General features: G+C 69.9%; 15 protein-coding genes. 7 read left to right on the top strand and 8 right to left on the bottom strand.

Going from position 1 to position 17761, the window contains the following annotated elements:
- The first annotated feature begins 86 nt into the window (after positions 1–86).
- The 3 genes from AC5L30_RS17375 (at position 87) to AC5L30_RS17385 (ending at position 3117) form a co-directional block, all read left to right on the top strand.
- Positions 87–1235 carry a DUF3761 domain-containing protein gene (locus AC5L30_RS17375; protein WP_494868423.1) on the top strand — a complete coding sequence of 383 codons (1149 nt, stop codon included), beginning with the start codon at positions 87–89 and terminating at the stop codon, positions 1233–1235.
- Between the two features lie 45 nt (positions 1236–1280).
- Positions 1281–1814 (top strand): WapI family immunity protein, encoded by a 534-nt coding sequence (locus AC5L30_RS17380; protein ID WP_494868425.1) that lies wholly within the window; start codon positions 1281–1283, stop codon positions 1812–1814.
- Positions 1815–1908: 94 nt separating this feature from the next.
- Positions 1909–3117, top strand: coding sequence for a hypothetical protein (locus AC5L30_RS17385; RefSeq protein WP_494868427.1), 1209 nt, complete (start codon positions 1909–1911; stop codon positions 3115–3117).
- A gap of 39 nt (positions 3118–3156) precedes the next feature.
- On the opposite strand, the gene AC5L30_RS17390 is transcribed toward AC5L30_RS17385, so the two are convergent.
- The 5 genes from AC5L30_RS17390 to AC5L30_RS17410 form a co-directional block, all read right to left on the bottom strand.
- Positions 3157–3585 (bottom strand): VOC family protein, encoded by a 429-nt coding sequence (locus AC5L30_RS17390; RefSeq protein WP_494868429.1) that lies wholly within the window; start codon positions 3583–3585, stop codon positions 3157–3159.
- 91 nt (positions 3586–3676) lie between these two features.
- Positions 3677–6760: a DEAD/DEAH box helicase gene (locus AC5L30_RS17395; protein ID WP_494868430.1), complete on the bottom strand. Its 3084-nt coding sequence runs from the start codon at positions 6758–6760 to the stop codon at positions 3677–3679.
- Positions 6761–6819: 59 nt separating this feature from the next.
- Positions 6820–7380, bottom strand: a complete 561-nt coding sequence (locus AC5L30_RS17400) for a GNAT family N-acetyltransferase (RefSeq protein WP_494868431.1) — start codon at positions 7378–7380, stop codon at positions 6820–6822.
- Complete coding sequence (locus tag AC5L30_RS17405) at positions 7377–8894, bottom strand: helix-turn-helix domain-containing protein (RefSeq protein WP_494868433.1); 1518 nt, start codon at positions 8892–8894, stop codon at positions 7377–7379. The genes AC5L30_RS17400 and AC5L30_RS17405 overlap by 4 nt, the downstream gene beginning before the upstream one ends.
- A gap of 120 nt (positions 8895–9014) precedes the next feature.
- On the bottom strand, positions 9015–9533 hold the full coding sequence (locus AC5L30_RS17410; protein WP_494868434.1) for a flavoprotein: 519 nt from the start codon (positions 9531–9533) through the stop codon (positions 9015–9017).
- A gap of 216 nt (positions 9534–9749) precedes the next feature.
- On the opposite strand from AC5L30_RS17410, the gene AC5L30_RS17415 reads away from it, so the two are divergent.
- On the top strand, positions 9750–10853 hold the full coding sequence (locus AC5L30_RS17415) for an FAD-binding oxidoreductase (RefSeq protein WP_494868435.1): 1104 nt from the start codon (positions 9750–9752) through the stop codon (positions 10851–10853).
- Positions 10854–11051: 198 nt separating this feature from the next.
- On the opposite strand, the gene AC5L30_RS17420 is transcribed toward AC5L30_RS17415, so the two are convergent.
- Positions 11052–11939, bottom strand: coding sequence for a cellulose binding domain-containing protein (locus tag AC5L30_RS17420; protein ID WP_494868436.1), 888 nt, complete (start codon positions 11937–11939; stop codon positions 11052–11054).
- A 235-nt stretch (positions 11940–12174) separates the two neighbouring features.
- Here AC5L30_RS17420 and AC5L30_RS17425 point away from each other — a divergent pair, with 235 nt between their 5' ends.
- Positions 12175–12672, top strand: coding sequence for a peptidase inhibitor family I36 protein (locus AC5L30_RS17425; protein ID WP_494868437.1), 498 nt, complete (start codon positions 12175–12177; stop codon positions 12670–12672).
- Between the two features lie 19 nt (positions 12673–12691).
- On the opposite strand, the gene AC5L30_RS17430 is transcribed toward AC5L30_RS17425, so the two are convergent.
- Positions 12692–15148: a hypothetical protein gene (locus AC5L30_RS17430; protein WP_494868439.1), complete on the bottom strand. Its 2457-nt coding sequence runs from the start codon at positions 15146–15148 to the stop codon at positions 12692–12694.
- 250 nt (positions 15149–15398) lie between these two features.
- On the opposite strand from AC5L30_RS17430, the gene AC5L30_RS17435 reads away from it, so the two are divergent.
- Both AC5L30_RS17435 and AC5L30_RS17440 read left to right on the top strand, forming a co-directional pair.
- On the top strand, positions 15399–16325 hold the full coding sequence (locus tag AC5L30_RS17435; RefSeq protein ID WP_494868440.1) for an S-4TM family putative pore-forming effector: 927 nt from the start codon (positions 15399–15401) through the stop codon (positions 16323–16325).
- 193 nt (positions 16326–16518) lie between these two features.
- The gene (locus AC5L30_RS17440; RefSeq protein ID WP_494868441.1) at positions 16519–17424 is read left to right on the top strand and encodes a hypothetical protein; all 906 of its coding nucleotides are present in this window, start codon (positions 16519–16521) and stop codon (positions 17422–17424) included.
- A gap of 65 nt (positions 17425–17489) precedes the next feature.
- On the opposite strand, the gene AC5L30_RS17445 is transcribed toward AC5L30_RS17440, so the two are convergent.
- Positions 17490–17711, bottom strand: coding sequence for a hypothetical protein (locus AC5L30_RS17445; protein WP_494868442.1), 222 nt, complete (start codon positions 17709–17711; stop codon positions 17490–17492).
- Between the last annotated feature and the right edge of the window lie 50 nt (positions 17712–17761).

Here is a 17761-nt window from a genome sequence, read left to right on the forward strand (position 1 = left end):
CCGTTTCGGCGTGTCCGGGCGCCGCGCCGGACCTGTTAAACCTCGTGACACCCCAGATTGGTGGCCAGCGCGGCGAAGGAGTCGGCGTGGCGAAGACTGATTCGACGGGTTCCACTTGGCGGTACCGGTGGGCGCACCGGCAGAACGTGCGGCGGGTCAGCACGTACCGCGGCGCTGAGGCGGCGTGGCGGCGACGCGACGACGAGTTACGGCGGCTGCGCGCCCTGGCCGCCGACTTCCAGGGCTCGGCAGCCGCCGGCGCCGGGCTGGCGTTGGAGTTGGCCGCCGACGAGGTGGTGCTCTGGGCACTACCCGCAGCACAACTGGTCGAGATGCGGCACACCACCGTGCTGCCCGCGCCCGACCTCACTGTCGCCCCGCGAACCGGGCCGCTGCGCCCACGCCGCCCGGACGGCGTACGCGTCACCGACGCCGGCATGGCGGTGATCACCAGCCGTCGGCTCGTGCTGCTCGGCGGGCGGGGCCGGCGCGACTGGGCGTACGGCCGAATAACCGGCCTGGCCCACGACCCGGCGGCGCCGGTCACCCTGATCCAGGTGCTGGACCGGCGGCGCACCTCCGGGTTGTTGCTGCCCACCGACGCCGCGCCGGACTTCCGGTTCAAGCTCACGCTGGCCTTCGCCGACGCGATCGAACAGCGCGCCGCGGTGATCGCCCAACTCGACGAGCTGATCGCCGAACACGCCCAGCTCAAGCCGTTCCGGCCGGCCGCAGCCACCCCCGGGCAGGCCCGGCTGTCGTCGTTCGTGCCCGGTGGCCGCAGGACCATCGCGGTGGCGGCGGCCATCGCGCTGCTGGTGCCGGCGGCGCTGATCGAGTCGGACCCGTCCGACCCGACCGGCGGCCCGGAGGTCGCCGTCGCCGCCACCCCGGCACCCACCGCCAGCGTGGCACCGGCGCTGATCCCGGCCGGCCCGGCGCTCGCGCTGAGGACCCCGCCGCCCAAGCCGACGACGTCGCCACGCCCGTCGCCCAGCGCCACCCAGGGTCCGCGTTGTGGGGCGCCGGAGAACCCGCTGGGGTACGGCTTCTGTGGCGGCACGCGGATCCGCAAACCGGCCGCCGAGGTGTGCGACTGGTTCGACTGCGTACCGCAGTTCTGGGCCGGGCGCGGTTACCTCGTGCAGTGCCGCGACGGTTCGGTCAGCCTGGCCGGCGGCCGGTCCAACGCCTGCGCCGAGCACCAGGGAGTGCGGCGAACCATCATGAAATGACCGATTCGGGAGCTAAAGTCCGCTTCGCTCGGCCAGAATGATCGAGTGGAGATCCGGTCTGACGATGGTGCTCGGGTGCGGATACGCCCCGTCGGCTACCAGCCCGGCATCGACCCGCCCGACGACCCCGACGGGGCCACGCCCGGCTGGCACGACTGGCTGCTCATCGAGGTGGACGCCCGCACCGCCGACGGTCAGACCTGGTCACACCACTACCCGAGCCTCATGGTCGAGGAGGCCCGCGCGCTCGGCGGCTGGCTGCACGGGCAGTCCACCGCCGCCCTCGGGCTGAGCGCGCCACCCGCGATGGTCCGCTTCACCGAACCCAACCTGGCCCTGCGCAGCCGGGTGCTGCGTCGGCGGCGGCTGGAGCTGATCGTGGAGTTCTCCGCCGAGTCGCTGCCACCGTGGATGCGCCGCCCGTCCACAGCGATCTACCCGCTGATCCTCACCGTCTCCGCGGACGCCCTGGCCACCGCCGCCGAACACTGGGCCGAGCACTGCGAGGCGTACCCACCACGTACCCAATCGCGGTTTCCGACCCACGACCCGCAGCCGTACCGACGGCAGGCCGGCTGATCACCTGCAACTCTCTCCTTCCGGGCAGAAGGGGACACATCGATCCTGGTCGCGTTGCCTGTCACGTACGTGAGCGGTTGTACCGCGTGTGACCGTGACCTCTGTGTCCTGCGCCCCCTGGCGGATCGCCTGGGCCGAGCGCGAGAACGAGCGCCGGCAGCGCGCGTACCGCGACGCCACCGACGCCTGGCGGCACCGCGACGACCACCTGGCCCGGCTCCGCATCGAAGCCGCCAGCTTCCTCGGGTGTACGCAGCCCCGCACCGGCCTACCGGTGGAACTCGACGACGACGAACTCGTCTTCCGCGTCCTCCCCGTCGCCCAGCTCGTCGAGGCCGAGGCGCGGCACATCCCCGGCCTGCCCAGGGCGGGCGGCTTCTGTTCCTTCGCTGAGACTTCTTCCCAGGCGCTGCCGGCGGGCCTGCGTGTCGTCGACACCGGCATGGCGGTGGTGACCAGCCACCGGGTGGTCTTCGGCGGCCGGGAGCACCGCCGCGAGTGGCGGTACGCGGACCTGGTCGGCCCCGCCCACCACCCCGACGTGCCGGTCACCCTGCTGCCCGACCGCAGTCGACTGCAGGGGCTGCTGGTCCCGGCCAACGCTGTGGTGAACTTCCGCTTCTATCTCACAGTCGCGGCTGCCGACGATCGCGGTGCCGTCATCGCGCAGGTCGACGAGCTGCTGGCGGCGCACCGGGCCGCCCCGCCAGCGCCTCTCTTGTTGGTGGAGCCCGACGACGCACCGCTGACGGCGGTACGCCCCGACCGGCGGGCGCTCGGCGCTGCCGCCGTCGCGGCCGTGGTGTTCGTGACGCTCGGCCCGGGCGCTCTGGGGCCGGGCGCATGGGGTCCTCGCGGGCCGGTGCCCTCGGCGGAGATCGTCTCCCTGGATGTGCCGAGGGCCGGGGCGACTCTCCTTCCGATCGGGCCCGTCGGGCCGGTGGCGCCCGAATCGCGGATCGGCTCAGCCGAGAGTGCGGTATGGAGTCCGCCGAATGTCCCGGTTGCGCGGCCGTCTGCTGTCTCCACGGTGGCGGAAGCCGCTGTTGCGGTGGCCCTGCCGCCGACCGCTGCGCCGTCCGTTGCTCCCGTACCGTCCGCCAGTTCGGTGCCGACGCCTGGTCCGGTCCCCACCACGGACCCGCCCGCGTCAGCCCTGCCGACGCCGCCCGTCGTGTCGGCCTCGCCAACGCCGACTGTTACGGCGACGCCTTCGCCGGATCCGGGACTGCTGGCGATCTGCCTGGACCCTCTTCAACTGCCGTTGTTGGACCCGTTGCTCTGCCCGTCTCCGGTGCCGTGATCAGGGTCTTCTTTCCTGCGGGGCTCAGTTTGTGGCGCCTCAGTCCATGGCGCTGAAGTCGGGGACGGTGAGGGTGCCGTCGTCCGCGAGGGTGAAGCCGGGGTTCCAGGCGATCTCCCAGAGGTGACCGTCCGGGTCGGCGAAGTAACCGGCGTAGCCGCCGTAGAAGGTCTCCCGGGCCGGCTTGGTCACCGTGGCACCGGCCTTGGTCGCCGTGGCGATGACCTCGTCGACCTCGGCTCGGGAGCGGACGTTCTGGGCGAGGGTCATCGCGCCGGTGCCCGGCCCTTCGATGCCCGCGTCGTCGGCGAGCGTGTCGCGGCCCCAGAGGACGAGGGCCAGGCCGCCAGCCTGGAAGAAGACCGTCTCCTCGATCTCCTGGCCCTGCCAGCCGAGCTGCTCGTAGAACGCCTTCGCGCGGGCCACGTCCGTGACTCCCAGGGTGATCAGACTGATCCGCTGTTCCATGGTCCTCAACCTAACGCCAAGAGCAGGCTCGCACCCTGGACGTCAGGTTCGCCTCGAACGCGGACGCGGCCTGACCAATGGTCGGAGAAGGCTAGGCGGCGATCGTTCGGGCGGTGGCGTACACGTCTGCGGGTAGGGCGTGGCGGAGCTGCCACAGGACGCGCATGGGTCGGTCCCCGGTGTGCGACTTGTACGTCATGGTGCCGGCGTAGAGGTACGGCGGCGCGCCCAGGTCGCGGTCGGCGATGCGGGTTTCTCGAACGAAGAGGTGCACGGTCGAGCCGCCCGACGTGTAGCGCTGCCCGGTCGCCGACGCCGCAGACGTGGTGCTCTGCGACTCCCACTGGAACAGGGTGTCGGTGATGGCCCGGTCGGCGTACATGGTGGTGGGGGAGTAGTGGGCCTCCGACTTGACCAGGGTGACGAAGAACAGGTCGGCCTGGGCGTCGGGCAGCCACTTCACCCCTTCGCGCAGTGACCCCGGGTTGGTCATTCCAAAGGCGGCGCATGCCTCGTTGCGGCTGTACCGGGCGTGCACCCGCATCGGCACCGCCCCCGGAGCGGCGGTTGGCGTGACTCGGTGGATGCGGTCCCGCAGCACCTCGGCGACTTGCCGCAACTCGGCGCAGCGGGCCGGCTCTTTCCACAGCCGCGCCAGCCGTTCGTCCCGCGTTGCCAGCGGGGCATTCGGCCCCCAGAGGCTGAAGTGCAGCATGTCCAGCAGTCGATCGTTGCCCGCGTACACCTGCTGGCCTGGCGCGGGCGGTCCGGCCGCGACCCTCGTTAGCAGCTCTAGCCGGTCGATGTCGTCGGTGTGCAGCATGCGACCGATGGCCCGGCCCAACTCGCGGTCGTCGGGACCGGGTGTGGACGTCTCGGTGCCGGCGAGCCGCCGCAGCCCGACCCAGCCGCCGAAGCTGGCCGATCGGTACACGTCCTCGATCTCCAGGCCGGTTTCGCGGAGGAACGTTGCCAAGCTGACGTCGCCGAGTTGGCGCAGCTCAGAAACGAGGCCGGCCTTCGAGGTGGGCAGCGCCGATCGTAGGTTGGCGAGCACGACTTCCTTCGCTACCCGGTCCAATTCGACGTGGCAGCCGCTCGGGAGGCTCGGGAAGTCGTCGCGGACGGCTTCGGTGATTGCCCGTCGGCTGACCCCGGTCAGGGCGCGCCAGCGTAGGTCGAAGCGGAAGTTGGCGTGCTGCCCGCCGATGAAGTCGAGCACCGTGAGGCAGGGCTTGTCGTCGTCGAGGCGCAGGCCACGGCCGAGCTGTTGCAGGAAGATCGTGGCGCTCTCAGTGGGCCGCAGCATCAGGATCGTGTCGACCATCGGCAGGTCGACGCCCTCGTTGAACAGGTCCACAGTGAAGAGCACGCGCAGCTTGCCGGCCTTGAAGTCCCGCAACAGCGCGGCCCGATCGGTGCCGGCCCGCGAGGTCACCGCCGCCGACGGGACGCCGCGCTCACTGAACCAGGCGGCCATGAATTCGGCGTGCCCGATGCTTACGCAGAACCCGAGCGCCCGCATTCGCCCGACGTCCACCTTGTCGCGGACCGCCCGCAGCACCGTCCTCGCCCGTGCATGGTTGCCGGTGTAGATGGTGTTCAGCTGCGTCGGGTCGTAGCCCTGGCCGCGCTTCCAGGCGACGTGCGACAGGTCCACGTCGTCGTGCAGCCCGAAATACTGGAACGGCGCTAGCAACTGCCGCTCCAACGCGTCCCACAGGTGCAGCTCAACGGCCGCGCGCCCGTCGAACCACCGGCGCACGTCGCCGCCGTCGGTCCGGTCGGGGGTCGCGGTCAGACCCAGGAGTACGCGGGGACGCAGCCGCTCCAACAGCCGCGTGTACGTCGGCGCTTCGGCGTGGTGGAACTCGTCCACGATCACCATGTCGTACGCCTCGGGGTCGACCTCCCGCCGGTGTAGCGACTGGATGGAGGCGAAGACGTGCTTCCAGCCGTTCGGCTTTTCGCCCGCGACCAGCGTCTCGCCGAAGCTGCCGTCTCCCATGACCTGCCGGAACGTCGACAGGCTCTGCCGCAGGATCTGCTCCTGATGAGCGACAAAGAGCAACGAGTCGGCTCGTCCCGCCTTGTGCAGCCGGCGGTAGTCGAGAGCGGCCACCACGGTCTTGCCGGTGCCGGTCGCCATCACCACCAGGTTGCGCCAGCGCCCGTGCACCAGGCGCTCGGCGTCCAGGTCGGCCAGGATCTCAGCCTGATAGGGGTACGGGCGCACGTCCAGGTTCGAGATCGCGGTCGGTGCTTCGTCGCGGCGCTCCCCGCTCAACGCGTGCCGTAGCCGTTCGGCGTCTCGGGCCGCGTCGTACGCCTCGAACGCCGGATCGTTCCAGTAGTCCTCGAACGTCGCCGTGAACGTGTCGATGACGTGCGGCTGCTCCATGTTCGAGATGCGCACGTTCCACTCCACGCCGTCCACCAGCGCGGTCTTCGACAGATTCGACGAGCCGACGTACGCGGTGCTGGTGCCGTTGCTCCGGCGGAACAGCCATGCCTTGGCGTGCAGGCGGGTGGTCCTCGTTTCGTACGACACCTTGATTTCCGCGCCCAACTCGGCGAGCCGGTCTAGCGCTCGCTGGTCGGTTGCACCGAGGTAGGTGGTGGTGATGACGCGGACCTTGCCGCCTCGGGCGATCAGCTCGCGGATGGCTGGCTCGACGATGCGCAGGCCGTACCACTTGATGAACGCGCAGAGCAGGTCCACCTGGTCGGCGGAGGCCATCTCGTGGTTGACCTCATGGCCGATGCGGGGCTGGTGGCGGCCGTTGACCAGCAGCGCTCCGGTGGAGAGGGGAGTGGTGGGGCGCTGCGGAAAGGTGGGCTCGGCGGGTGGGGTTGGTGGGGCGGCGATGGCGTGGAGCAGGTGCTTGGCGTCGGTTACCTGGTCCTGCTCTGTGGCCGCCTTGGGGCTCAGGGTGGCGATGGCTTCGGCGATTTGGTTCGCCATGGCGATCTGGTGATGGAGCTTGTCGTCGCCGCCTGGGACGGACTGGAGGGCTCGGGCGGCCAGGGTGGCGATGTGGCGGGCGAGGGTGTGGTGCGCATCAGCCGGGTCGAGCTTGTGATGCTGGATCAGGGCGGGATCGACGCGCTGGAGGCGGGTGGCCAGCTCACGGGTGATCAGGTGCTCGTAAACACCCCGCTCAAGATCCGTCATCCACGCAATCTAATCGGTCGTGACGCCCGGATCGAGCGTCAAACCCGGCGGCTCCACGGCTAGCTAAAAGGACGAGGGCAAATCGGGGCGATGCGAACCATGACATCGAAGATTGGTGCGGTTTCCCAGTTGGGACGCAGCTTGGTGACCTTGTTCCAGCCCCAGGAGCGGTACGCCATCTGGGCGACAGCATTGTCGGGACGGACCAAGAGCGTGGATCGCGGTTCAGCCCGGCCCGCGACCAGCTCGTCGTGCAGTGCCGCCGCAATGCCCTTACGTCGCCAGGCAGGGTGTACCAGCAGCTCGCTGATCGCAAAGGTGCGTTTCCCGTCCTCCTCGGTGAACCCGGGCGGGACGGGCTCATGGATGCCCTCCCACCACCGTGTCTGCGGAGGTAGCGGAAAGCCATAAATGTAGCCGACCAGAGACCCATCGACCGATGCGGTAATCAACTCCCATCCAACTCGCTGCATATGCAGGTCAAGCTGACGCCGGTAGCGGTCCTCGCTGTAGAACTCGCCGCCACCCGCGTAGACCTCCAGGTAGAGGCCCACGAGCTGATCGAGGATTTCCTTAGCCTCGTCGGCGCTGTGATGACGAAGTTGCAAGCCCTCGATCATGCCTGGACCGCTCGGTCATAAGCGTTGACGAACTGGCGCGTTGCCGTGGTCGCCTGCCGTGGTGCCGCCAGGTTCGAGCGCACCTGCGCAAGGTGCCGGCTAATCCTCCCCGAGTTCATCTGGCTCACCGCGGGCAGGACGTCCAGCGCGATCCGCGCTGCCTCGTTGACGTCGCCCTGCTGATACGCGGCTTCCGAGAGGTGCACGGTGTAGTAGACCTGGTTGCGTCGATGGCTGGGCGACGGATTGGCGATGATCGCGCGGAACGACTGGGCGGCCCGGTCGGGCCTGTCCAGCGCGAGGTACGAAAGCCCCTGGATGCCGTTCACTTCCTGCTCGTTGACGAAGTCGACAAACCCGAGATCATCCTCGTGCGGTCCGCGCTCCAACTCGCGGCGGGCCTTGGTCATCTCCCGACTGAAGCCGCTCGCATCCGTAAGCACGGCGTACGTGTGTGCTCTCCGTAGATGTAGCAGCGTGGTGAGTCGGGGTGTCGCCCATCTGGCGGAGACGCGTAGTGCGGCTTCGGCGCAGTGCAGCGATTCGCCGGGCTGACTCTCGCGTAGCAGCATAGATAGCTGGGTCAGGGCTTGTACTTCCATACGTGGGTCGTCGGCGATGCGGGCACGCGTAATGGCCTCGTTCAGGTAGGGCCTGGCTTCGGGCCTGCGTTCGGCATCGGTAGCGAGCCATGCGGCCTGGATGCTGAGGTCAGCGAGGGCGCTTTGAAGGGCATCGCCGACTTCTCGGCTGTAGGTCGCCCTCGCTGCCCATGTTGACAGCCTGGCGTGCGCCTGGACGGCAATGTCGCAGAGTTGGTCGGCACCGGCTGCCGCATCGGCTCGTCGGAAATCTTGAACCAGCGAACTAGCCAGTCGTACCTGGTCCATGCCAATGTTCCGGGGCACCTCGGCAGGGCCAGTGAGCAGGTAAGGGTGACCGGCTGCGGCGAGTCCTGCGAGCGCGGCCATTGCGTTGAAGCGTCGCCGGTCCGTAGCGCCACCCCCTCCGATTGATGCCCCCTCCACGGTAACCGCCATGGCCGGCAATTCGCCCTGCTCAGTTGTCGGGTCGTGGGCATGAGGATCGTCTGTTGTGCCCTCTGCGGCGCCGTCGTCGAACCGGTAAGGCTGGCCAGGCAGACCGAACCAGAGGCAGGAAGCAGGTATCCCGAGAAGCTGTGCCCAATGCGCCAGCCTGTCCAGGTGCACGAGCGGCGGGCCATTTTCCACCCGACTCAGCTGCGCCTGCGTGATCCCCAGCCATCCCGCCACCACGGACTGCGGCAACGCGACCCGCCCGTGGTACGGATGGCACCGGTACGCCCTGATCACCCGCCCCAGATGCCGCTCCATCAGCCCGAGTCGTACCGGCTCGTGCTCCCAGAAGCTCGCCGGAACCTTCGGCGGCGCGCTCAGCCGGTCCCGCTCCGCGGCCTGGCACGGCGCACACCGTCCGCTGTCGTTGTCCCGGGCCAGCCGTCCGCCGCACCGAGGGCAGTTCGCGTGGGTCACCGGCGGCTCCGTTCGTCTCGCCTCATCGAGCGTATCCATTGAACACGCTGCGTGGAGCGCTGGTATACGCGCGACGCATATCGTCAAAGGACCGCCGAAAAGCGAACCGACTACAACTACTCAGGACGGGCGTACCGCCCGCAGCGCCTCGACGACCACGCTCCACCGCCCCGGCCCGTTCACCGTTCCCAGCGGCTTTCCGTCCGCCACGACCACGCCGGCAGCGCGCAGCACCGCCAGGTGACCCGCGTACGCCGGATGAGCGGCCAACTCCGCCTTGGTGTGCGGAAACGCGATGATCGGCAACCCACCCCCCAACGACTCGTTGAGGACGCCGAGCGCCAGCGTGTCGTTGATGCCCAACGCCCACTTCGTCACCGTGTTGAACGTGACCGGCGCGGCCACCACCACATCAGCCGGCGGGTGCGGCTCCGGGTCGCCGGGCATCCGCCACTCCACGCGTACGAGATAGCCGGTCTTGTCTTGCAACGCCGCCCGGTCGAGCCACGGCGCCGCATTCGGGCTGACGATCATGCACACCCGCCACCCGTCGCCGATCAGGAGGTCGACCAGCTCGTCGATGTGTTCCGCCGGGCCCGCAGCGCAGACGACCAGATAGAGCACCGGGCGTTCCGTCATGCCCGCAGTCTGCCCGATTCGACAGTCGCGACGTCGAGCGCATATACCGATCGCGTATGCCGCCCATGATCACGGTGGCATGCCGTTGTGCCTGGTCAGCCGCGACAGTCGACGCATGGCCCGGGGCGGGTGCTCGGTCCCGGAGCTGCGCCGGCCCTCAACGGCGCAGCTCCTCCGCCCCGGTGCCAGCCCATGAATCAACGACTTGGAGCCGGCATGCCCACCGTGAACGACGACCATCCGGCTCGCGGGAGGCTGGCCGCCGCCTGGGAGTCGGTCGACGTGCGGGCCGCCGGCGACTTCTGGTGCACCCTCGAAGACCGCCGACCCGGGCTGCTCCCACACCGCGACGCGCCGCTGTTCTTCACCGCGCTGGGCCGCCTCCTGGTCGGCGGGGACGATCCGGCGAATCGGGCGGCGCTGCTCCGGGTGCTCGGCCACGCGTACCGTCATGTCGACCTGCTCCCGCACGCCGCCACCATCGGCGACGCGCTGCTCGCCATCGTTGCTCGCCACGCGCACCCACTGTGGACGCCGCAACTCGCCATCGCCGCCGAGCGCGCCCTGTGCCGCGCCGGGCACGCCATCCGTCGCGCCGCCGCACGGGCCGGCGACGGTCCGGCCTGGTGGCACGTCGAGGTGATCGGCCACGATCGGCCGTCGCCCGACATCGCCATCCTGACGGTACGGCCCTGGCGGCGACTGCCCTTCCAGCCAGGTCAGGCCGTGCCGGTCTGCACGCCGCGCCTGCCCGGGCACTGGCGCTGGCTCTCACCGGCCAACGCCCCACGCGCGGACGGCACCGTCGAACTGCACGTCCACGCCGTACCCGCCGGCACCGTCTCCCACCGCCTGGTTCATGAGGTACGTCCCGGCGAGCTGCTCTGGCTCGGCCCACCCGGCGACACCGGGCTGAGCCTCGCCCCGGCGAGCACGAACAATCTGCTGCTCGTCGCCGGTGGCACCGGCCTGGCGCCGCTGCGCGCCCTGGTCGAGCAGGTCGCCGCCGCACCGGACGGCCGACGGGTGACGCTGATCGTCGGCGCGCGCACCTTCACCGACCTGTACGACTCGATCGCCCTCGACAAGCTGCAATGCGCCCACGACTGGCTGACCATCGTGCCGGCCCTCTCCAACGACCCCTGCGCCGAGCCGGCCGAGCAGGGTGACGCCCTGACCATCGCGCTCGACCACCACCAGCCCGGCCAGGACATCTATCTCTGCGGCCCGCCCGCGATGCTGACCGGCGCGCGCCCACGGCTGCGCGCCCTCGGCATCCCCGCCGCCCGCATCCACCTGCCCAAGAGCTTCGCCCACTGATGGCTGTCTGCGCAGCGGTGAGGGTCACCGCGTCCGTGCGGCGATGACCCAACGGCTCAGCACCCAGGGCGTCAGGCGGCCGGGAGTAGTTCCCGGTAGAGCGATATTCCTGTGAGGTATGAATATGACTCACAGGAATATCGCTCGTCAGGGCAAGACCGGCCGGACGCCCGCTCGCGCCGGCCGCCCGGCGCGCGGTCAGGAGTAGGTGTCGCCGAACTCGCGGACCCCGTCGACGTCCAGCGTGATCCGGTCGTTCTGGGTCCACTGGCTGGTGGCGGCGAGCCAACTCGGGTCGTCGCGTTCGTCGATGACGCTCCAGCTATGCCGGTGGTGCCGTAGCTGGATCGGCCCGGTCGACTGGCCCGGCGCGAGCGTGCCGTCGGTGAAGGTCAGCTCGACCCAGCCGGGGACCGGCGTTCCCGGGATCGGGTAACCCGGCGGCGCTGGCGTCGTCATCCCGCCGGGCGGCCCGCCCGGCGGGATGAAGAACTGCACGGTTTGCCGGATCCGGCTACAACCCAGTGCGGCCCAGTCGCAGTTCGGTACCAGTGAGGTGTTGGCACCCTCGAAGCGCAGGTGGTAGCGCACCTGCACCGTGCTCAGGTCCAACGGCCCGGTGCCGGTGTTGGTGACCTTCAGGAGGTGCTGGATCTGGTTGTTCGTGGGGGACCAGTCCAGGTTGAGGTAGCTGACCGTCGCGCGGCCGGCCGCGGTGCGCACGGTGGTGGTGGGCGAGGTGTCGGAGTAGCCGCCGAGCGCGCGGGCGGCAATCGCGATCCGGTACGTCGTGCCGGGTGCGAGGTCGGTCAGCGTGATCGTGGTGTCGGTGGTGGAGCCGAGGAAGCGGTACGTGTTCGGGCCCAGCGGCACCTGCACCTCGTAGTTGATCGGCTGTTGCTCGGTGCCGGGCTCGACCCAGGCGGAGGGCGCCCAGCTGAGCGTGAGCTGATGTGGGTCGTTGGCCACCACCGTGGGGGCGCCGGGGGTGCTGATCGCCGGCCCGTCGGCACGGGCGGCGTTGGCGGCGAGCAGGCTCGCCAGCGCGGCGAGGGCGATGGTGACGGTGACACGGCGAGCAGGCATAGCCGAATGGTAGCCGCCATGCATCAAAGTCAATGCATTGTCCCACTCGTTGGCCGGGCCGTGCCCGAATGGCGCATTGTCAAAATTCTGCACCGATTCCACCTGGCGATCAATCAATCCCACTCAATACGCTGACTATGCGGCGTATCCATCGGTTCTCCGCGCACGCCGCCCAGCTGACCTGGCCGGCGCTGCCGCCCGTCCGTCCCTGCGCGCCCACATCGCGAGGTGTCGAATGGTCATTCCCCGTCGGGTTCTTGCCGTGCTCGCGGCCGTACTCTGTTGGCTTTTGATCGTCTTTCCAGGGCCCGGCACGGCCGGTACCGGCGCGACCGGAAGTCAGGAAATAGCCGATTATCTGGCTACCCACCCGGGTGGGAAGGCGCTCAACGACAACGAGATCAGCTACGACGGCGGGGCGCTCATCGTGACCCTGCGCCGACCGATCGGGACGCTGGCCACCGCCGACTGTCCCTCGGGCTGGTACTGCTTCTACGAGTGGCCCAACTACGGCTACCCCCGAGGTCGGCTCTCCGACTGCGGCCGGCAGAGCCTCGCCACCTGGCACTGGCAGTTCCGGGTCGAGTCGGCGCACTACAACCTCGGCAGTGGCACGGTGTCGTTCTCCTACTACGACACCCGACTCTTCGAGATCGGGGCGGGCAACCGGGTCCGCAGCGACGCGTCCCCCTACCGGAACTGGCCGAACTACGTGGACCGTCGCTGCCGATGACCCGCGCGGCGCGATCGCCTCAGGAGCAGTCGGGCGCGGTGGTCCGGTCGGTCCGCCCCTTGGCCCGGATGAGCACGTACCCGAGGATCTGCTCATCTGCCACGGTGGTCGTCTGGTGGCTGAGCAGCTCGCCGGTGAGCGGGTTGAACTGCAACGTCTCCCGGCGGTTCTGCGTGTCGTCGGCGCTGAAGGCGAGCCCGGGCCGGTCGTCCCAATCCGGGTACGCGCCCCGATCCTGGATGCCCGTCGTCCCCGCCAGCTCGAACAGCAGCGCCGAGATCTGACCCGGGCTCAACAGGTGGTAGCGGAAGATCCGGCTGACCACGGTCAGCATCCCGGCCGCCGTGCGCATCTCCGGCGGTAGCTCACCCAACTGCGCGGCCAGCTGCTGCCGCAGCTCCTGCGGGTCCACCGACGGCGCCGGCGGAATCTCGGACAGGTCACCCGGGAGATAGCGGAACGTCTCCGGCGCGCCCGATCGGCGTCCCTTGGTGACCGGGGTGACGACCCGGCGGCCGGACAGCTCCGCGGTCCACCACAGCGTCTCGTCCCGGTAGCTGTTCCGATCGATCCCGGGCGCGAGGTCCGCCGGTGCCCAGACCCGGAGACAGGAGACGGTGTACGCCCCGGTGGCGGCGGTCGGCGCGCTGGCCGCCACGGTCAGCGCGAGATCGGTGAGACGGCCCGACCTGCCGGCAACCGTCGGGGTGCTGCCCGTCGGCGGCTGAGTGTCAGGTGTTGCCTTGGTCGTCGGTACGACTCGGGCCTCGTCGCGCGTCCTGATCGCGGCGGCTCCGATCGCCACCAGCGGCGTCAGGGACAGGATCGCCAGAACGGCCCGCACCCTCGGTGGCAACCGGCTGATCCGGCTGGTGGCGCTCGGGGCCAGCACGATCTCCTCGACCGCCGGTCGGCGCGGCCGGGGAATTCTGGTCGTCCGGGCGGAGCCGACGTGCCGTGGGGCCGGCCGGTTCACCCGACGATCTGCGTCCCGACCCGAGGACCAACTCGACGTGCTGCTGCGGGCAGTGGGCGAGGTCGCCGATCGGTGGGGAGGTGCGTACCAGCCGGCCGAGGTCTGCCGCTGGGGGATCGGCACCGCGCCCCGCTGCCGCGCCGGCGCCTCCGCGTCCAGAGGGCGAGACGTGTGTTCGAAGGGCAACCGGTCCAGCGGGGCGCCGCGGTTCTGCTGGCTCGGTTGCGGTCCCACCGCGTTGAACCGGGCCGACTGGTCGTTGCTCGGAAACGGGAGCTGCGGCAGCGGGTCGGCCTGCGGCAGGGTCGGCAGGCCGGCCGCCGTCGGCGGGACGACATCGCGGCGGAACTCACGCTGATAGGCGTGGGCGGCGTAGGCGGCCAGCTGGAAGTACCAGGCCCGCCCGGTGCGACCGGCGTCCTCGTAGGTGCAGCAGATCAGCGCCTGACTCAGCAGGGAGAGCAGGTACTGGGCCCGCCAGCTCACCCCCCAGTTGCCCGTCCTGGCCACCGCCAAACCGACCGAGTAACTGGCCTTGATCGCCTTGACCTGCCGCGCGGACAGCCGGTCCGAAGGGCGTTCCTCCGGGTCGATCAGCAGGGCGCGAAGGGCGTCCGTGTCGACGCTGCGCGGGCTGTTCGCCACGTCCGGGCGGACGGCGTCCAGGAGCAGGGTGGCCAGGTCGCGGGTGAGCGGCGCGTCCACGGCGAACCGGTCCGTGTCCACCAGGCAGAACTTCTTGACCTGCACCTGGCCGGCTCGGGAGCAGGCATAGAGAACGTTGCGCGCGTGCAGGTCGCCGTGCGACGCCCCGCAGAGCTGGTCGAGCTGGTCGTCGTGAAAGAGCGAGCCGGTCTCGGCGAATCGCAGTGGGTGCGGCAGCACCTCGCCGGTCGCGACGTCGTGCAGCCAGTCGCCCTGGACGGTGCCGAGGCCGAGCGCATTCGTGGCTTCGGACAGCTCGTCCTGGGCCCCGGCGTCGGTCAGTTCCCGTCGCACGAATCGGCCGACACTGATCCGGCTGGTTCGCCGTCCCTGGCGGTACCAGTGGTTCCACACCCCGTCGAGCAGAGCTTTGTAGGCGTCCTTGCGTTGGTCGTCGCTGACGTCGGCCAGTGGAAGGACCTGCTCGGCGCCGTGCGCGATGTCCTGGAACATCAGGTACCGGCCGTCGCGCACCGGGTACGGCGGGTACGGCTGACCGACCAGGTGGCGCTCCGCGAAGCCGGGATCGAGAGTGGCTGCCCTCGCATGCCGAGCGGCCTCCTCGGCAGCCTGCTCCGCGGGCAGCACCTTGACGTACAGCTGCTCGGCGTTCCGGCCGTCATGCCGCTCGGCAATGACCGGGATCAGCTCGGCGCCGCTGTGCCCACCTCGTCGGCGGGGATGGCACGGGGGGCGAACGACGGCGTCGCGCCCGGCCGCCCAGTCCCGCAGCGTGGCCGTGACTGTCGTATCCGCTATGTACCGTTCGAACTCGTCAACGAGACCGTCGCCCATGTCCGCCGTTGGACCTTCCACGAGTGGTGAAAGTGGACGCGGACGGGCAGGGGTGGCACGTCCGAGTGAGGGATGCGCGGGTAAACGCGAAGGCCAAGCTACCTCAACTTTCGGGCGAACGCGGTATTAATTCGCAGCCGATCCCGCACCTACCTAAAGGTAATAAAGGGTCACTTTACGCTCCCGGGAAAATGCAATCCGTGACATGCCGATGAATGGATATACGATCGTCACGGAACGGGAGGTCGAAGTGACAGAGCGCACGGAAACCCTGCTCCAGCGGCAGCGCCGACCTGAGATGATGGCGTTGCTGCACGCGATGTCGGTCTGCCACCGCAGGGCCCAGCGCCTCGACAACCTCCGAATGGCGCTCTCCGTCGCCATTGGCGTCGCCGGGGCGGTGGTCGCCTTCACCGGGGTATCCGCCAACGCGGTCACCGCCGTGGGTGCCCTCTGGGCGGTGGTCAACGCGATCGGCCTCGGCTCCTGGTCGACCGGGCAACTCCGCCGGGCGGCCGTCCTCCAGGAGATGTTCGACGTACGACTCTTCCAGCTGCCCTGGAACGCGGTCGCGGCCGGTGACCCGGTCGGCCCGCCAGAGGTCAGCCGCCTCGACCGCGCCTACCGGGGCGACGAACAGTACCTCCGGGACTACTACGAGGTCCCCGATCTGCCCCGCCCGTACGACGTGCTCGCCTGTCAGCAGCAGAACCTCGGGTGGGGCGCCCGGGTGCGCCGACGGTACGCGTACACCGTGCTCGCCGGGGTGGCGCTCTGGGCGACCGTGGGGGTCGTCTTCGCGGTGACCGCCGACCTGACCGTGTCGGCCCTGCTGACGCAGTGGTTCGTGCCGTCGCTCGGCGTCCTGCTGCTCGGCCTGGAGATCTATCGGGGTCAACGCGGGGTGGCCGCCGAGCGGGACCGGGCCCACGCGCTTCTCCAGCAGCAGGTCACCGCCGCCGCCCGGCACGACGCCGACCCGGCGACCGAGGCGGAGTTGCTGACCCTCGCCCGGCAGACCCAGGACCTGATCTTCCACAGTAGACAGGGGCAGGCCCGCGTCCCGGACTGGTTCTTCCGACGGTTTCACGCCGCCGACCGCACCGACTTCCAGGCCGCGATGGACGACCTCGCGAGCCTGCTACGGACCGGCGCGCCCGCCGCCCACCCCGACTGACATCCGCCGTACCTCCGGAGCCGCACGCGTGATTGATTCATGAACCGTCAGGCCGAATGGTCTGTTACGCGACGTAGTCGGCTTGGAGATAATGCCTGGTCAGGCGGATACCTAGCGTGAACCCGTCATCACGAACGGCCTGGACGTCGGCGTCTCACCTGCCGCCCGTCCGGGCCTCAGACGGGAGAAACATATGCGTGCTCAGAACGAAACCCGGCGGTTCGGTGCCCGAGCGTCCGTACTCGTGCTCGGTCTTGTCGCCACCGGAACGGTGCTCGCCCCGGCGAGCCCGGCGTCCGCCGCGGTCCCCGGTCTGGTGCGGGTCGCCGCTACCAGCGTCACCAACTCGGCCGACTTCCGCAGCGTCACGGCGACCTGCCCGGTCGGGAAGGTGCTCACCGGCACCGGCTACGAACTCAACGGCATCACCGGCGAAGGTGTCGTCGACGACCTGCGCCCCAACGGTGGCGTCGCCACGGCACCGACCTCGGTCACCGTCGGCGCCTACGAGACCGAGGCGTTCGCCGGGAACTGGTCGGTGACGGCGTACGCGATCTGCGCCAACCCGCTGCCCGGCCTGGTCCGGGTCACCACAACCAGCGTCAGCAACTCGACCGACTTCCGCAGCGTCACGGCGACGTGCCCGGTCGGGAAGGTGCTCACCGGCACCGGCTACGAACTCAACGGCATCACCGGCGAAGGTGTCGTCGACGACTTCCGCCCCAACGGCGGCGTCGCCACGGCACCGACCGCGGTGACCGTCGGCGCGTACGAGTCGGACGCCACGGCCCTGAACTGGTCCGCGACCGCGTACGCGATCTGCGCCAACCCCCTCGCGGGCCTGGTGCGCACCTCGGCCGTGGGGGCCAGCAACTCCCTCGACTTCCGCAGCGTCACGGCTACCTGCCCGGTCGGTAAGGTGCTGACCGGCGCCGGCTATGAACTGAACGGGGTGATCGGCGAGGGCATCGTGGACGACTTCCGCCCCAACGGCGGCCCCGCGACGGCCCCGACGTCCGCCGCGTCCGGCGCGTACGAGGAGGACGCGTTCGCCGGGAACTGGTCCGACACGGCGTACGCCATCTGCGCCACGCCGTAGAACCCGGTCAGCCGGTGCAGCCGCCCTGCGAACGTGCGAGCCGCTGCACCGGCTGAGTGGTCGGCTCAGGAGCCGCCTTGGCGCTGGATCCGCTCGTCGCCCGAGACCTTGGCCCGGCCCAGGTCGCCTTCGGTGCCGGCCGGGCCGGTCGCGGTACGGCGGTGCCGTTGATCGGGCGAGTGCTCCACGGGCGAGCCCTGGCGGCCCGGAGCGCCGCTGCCCGAATGCCGCCGGCCTCGCGCCGACTCGCCGCCGCTGTCGTGTTTGTTCTGCTTGTGGCTACCCATGGATCGCGCGTACCCGGTCACTGTGCGGCTAGTCCTGAACCCTCGTCAGC

The sequence above is a fragment of the Micromonospora sp. BQ32 genome (assembly GCF_059358895.1).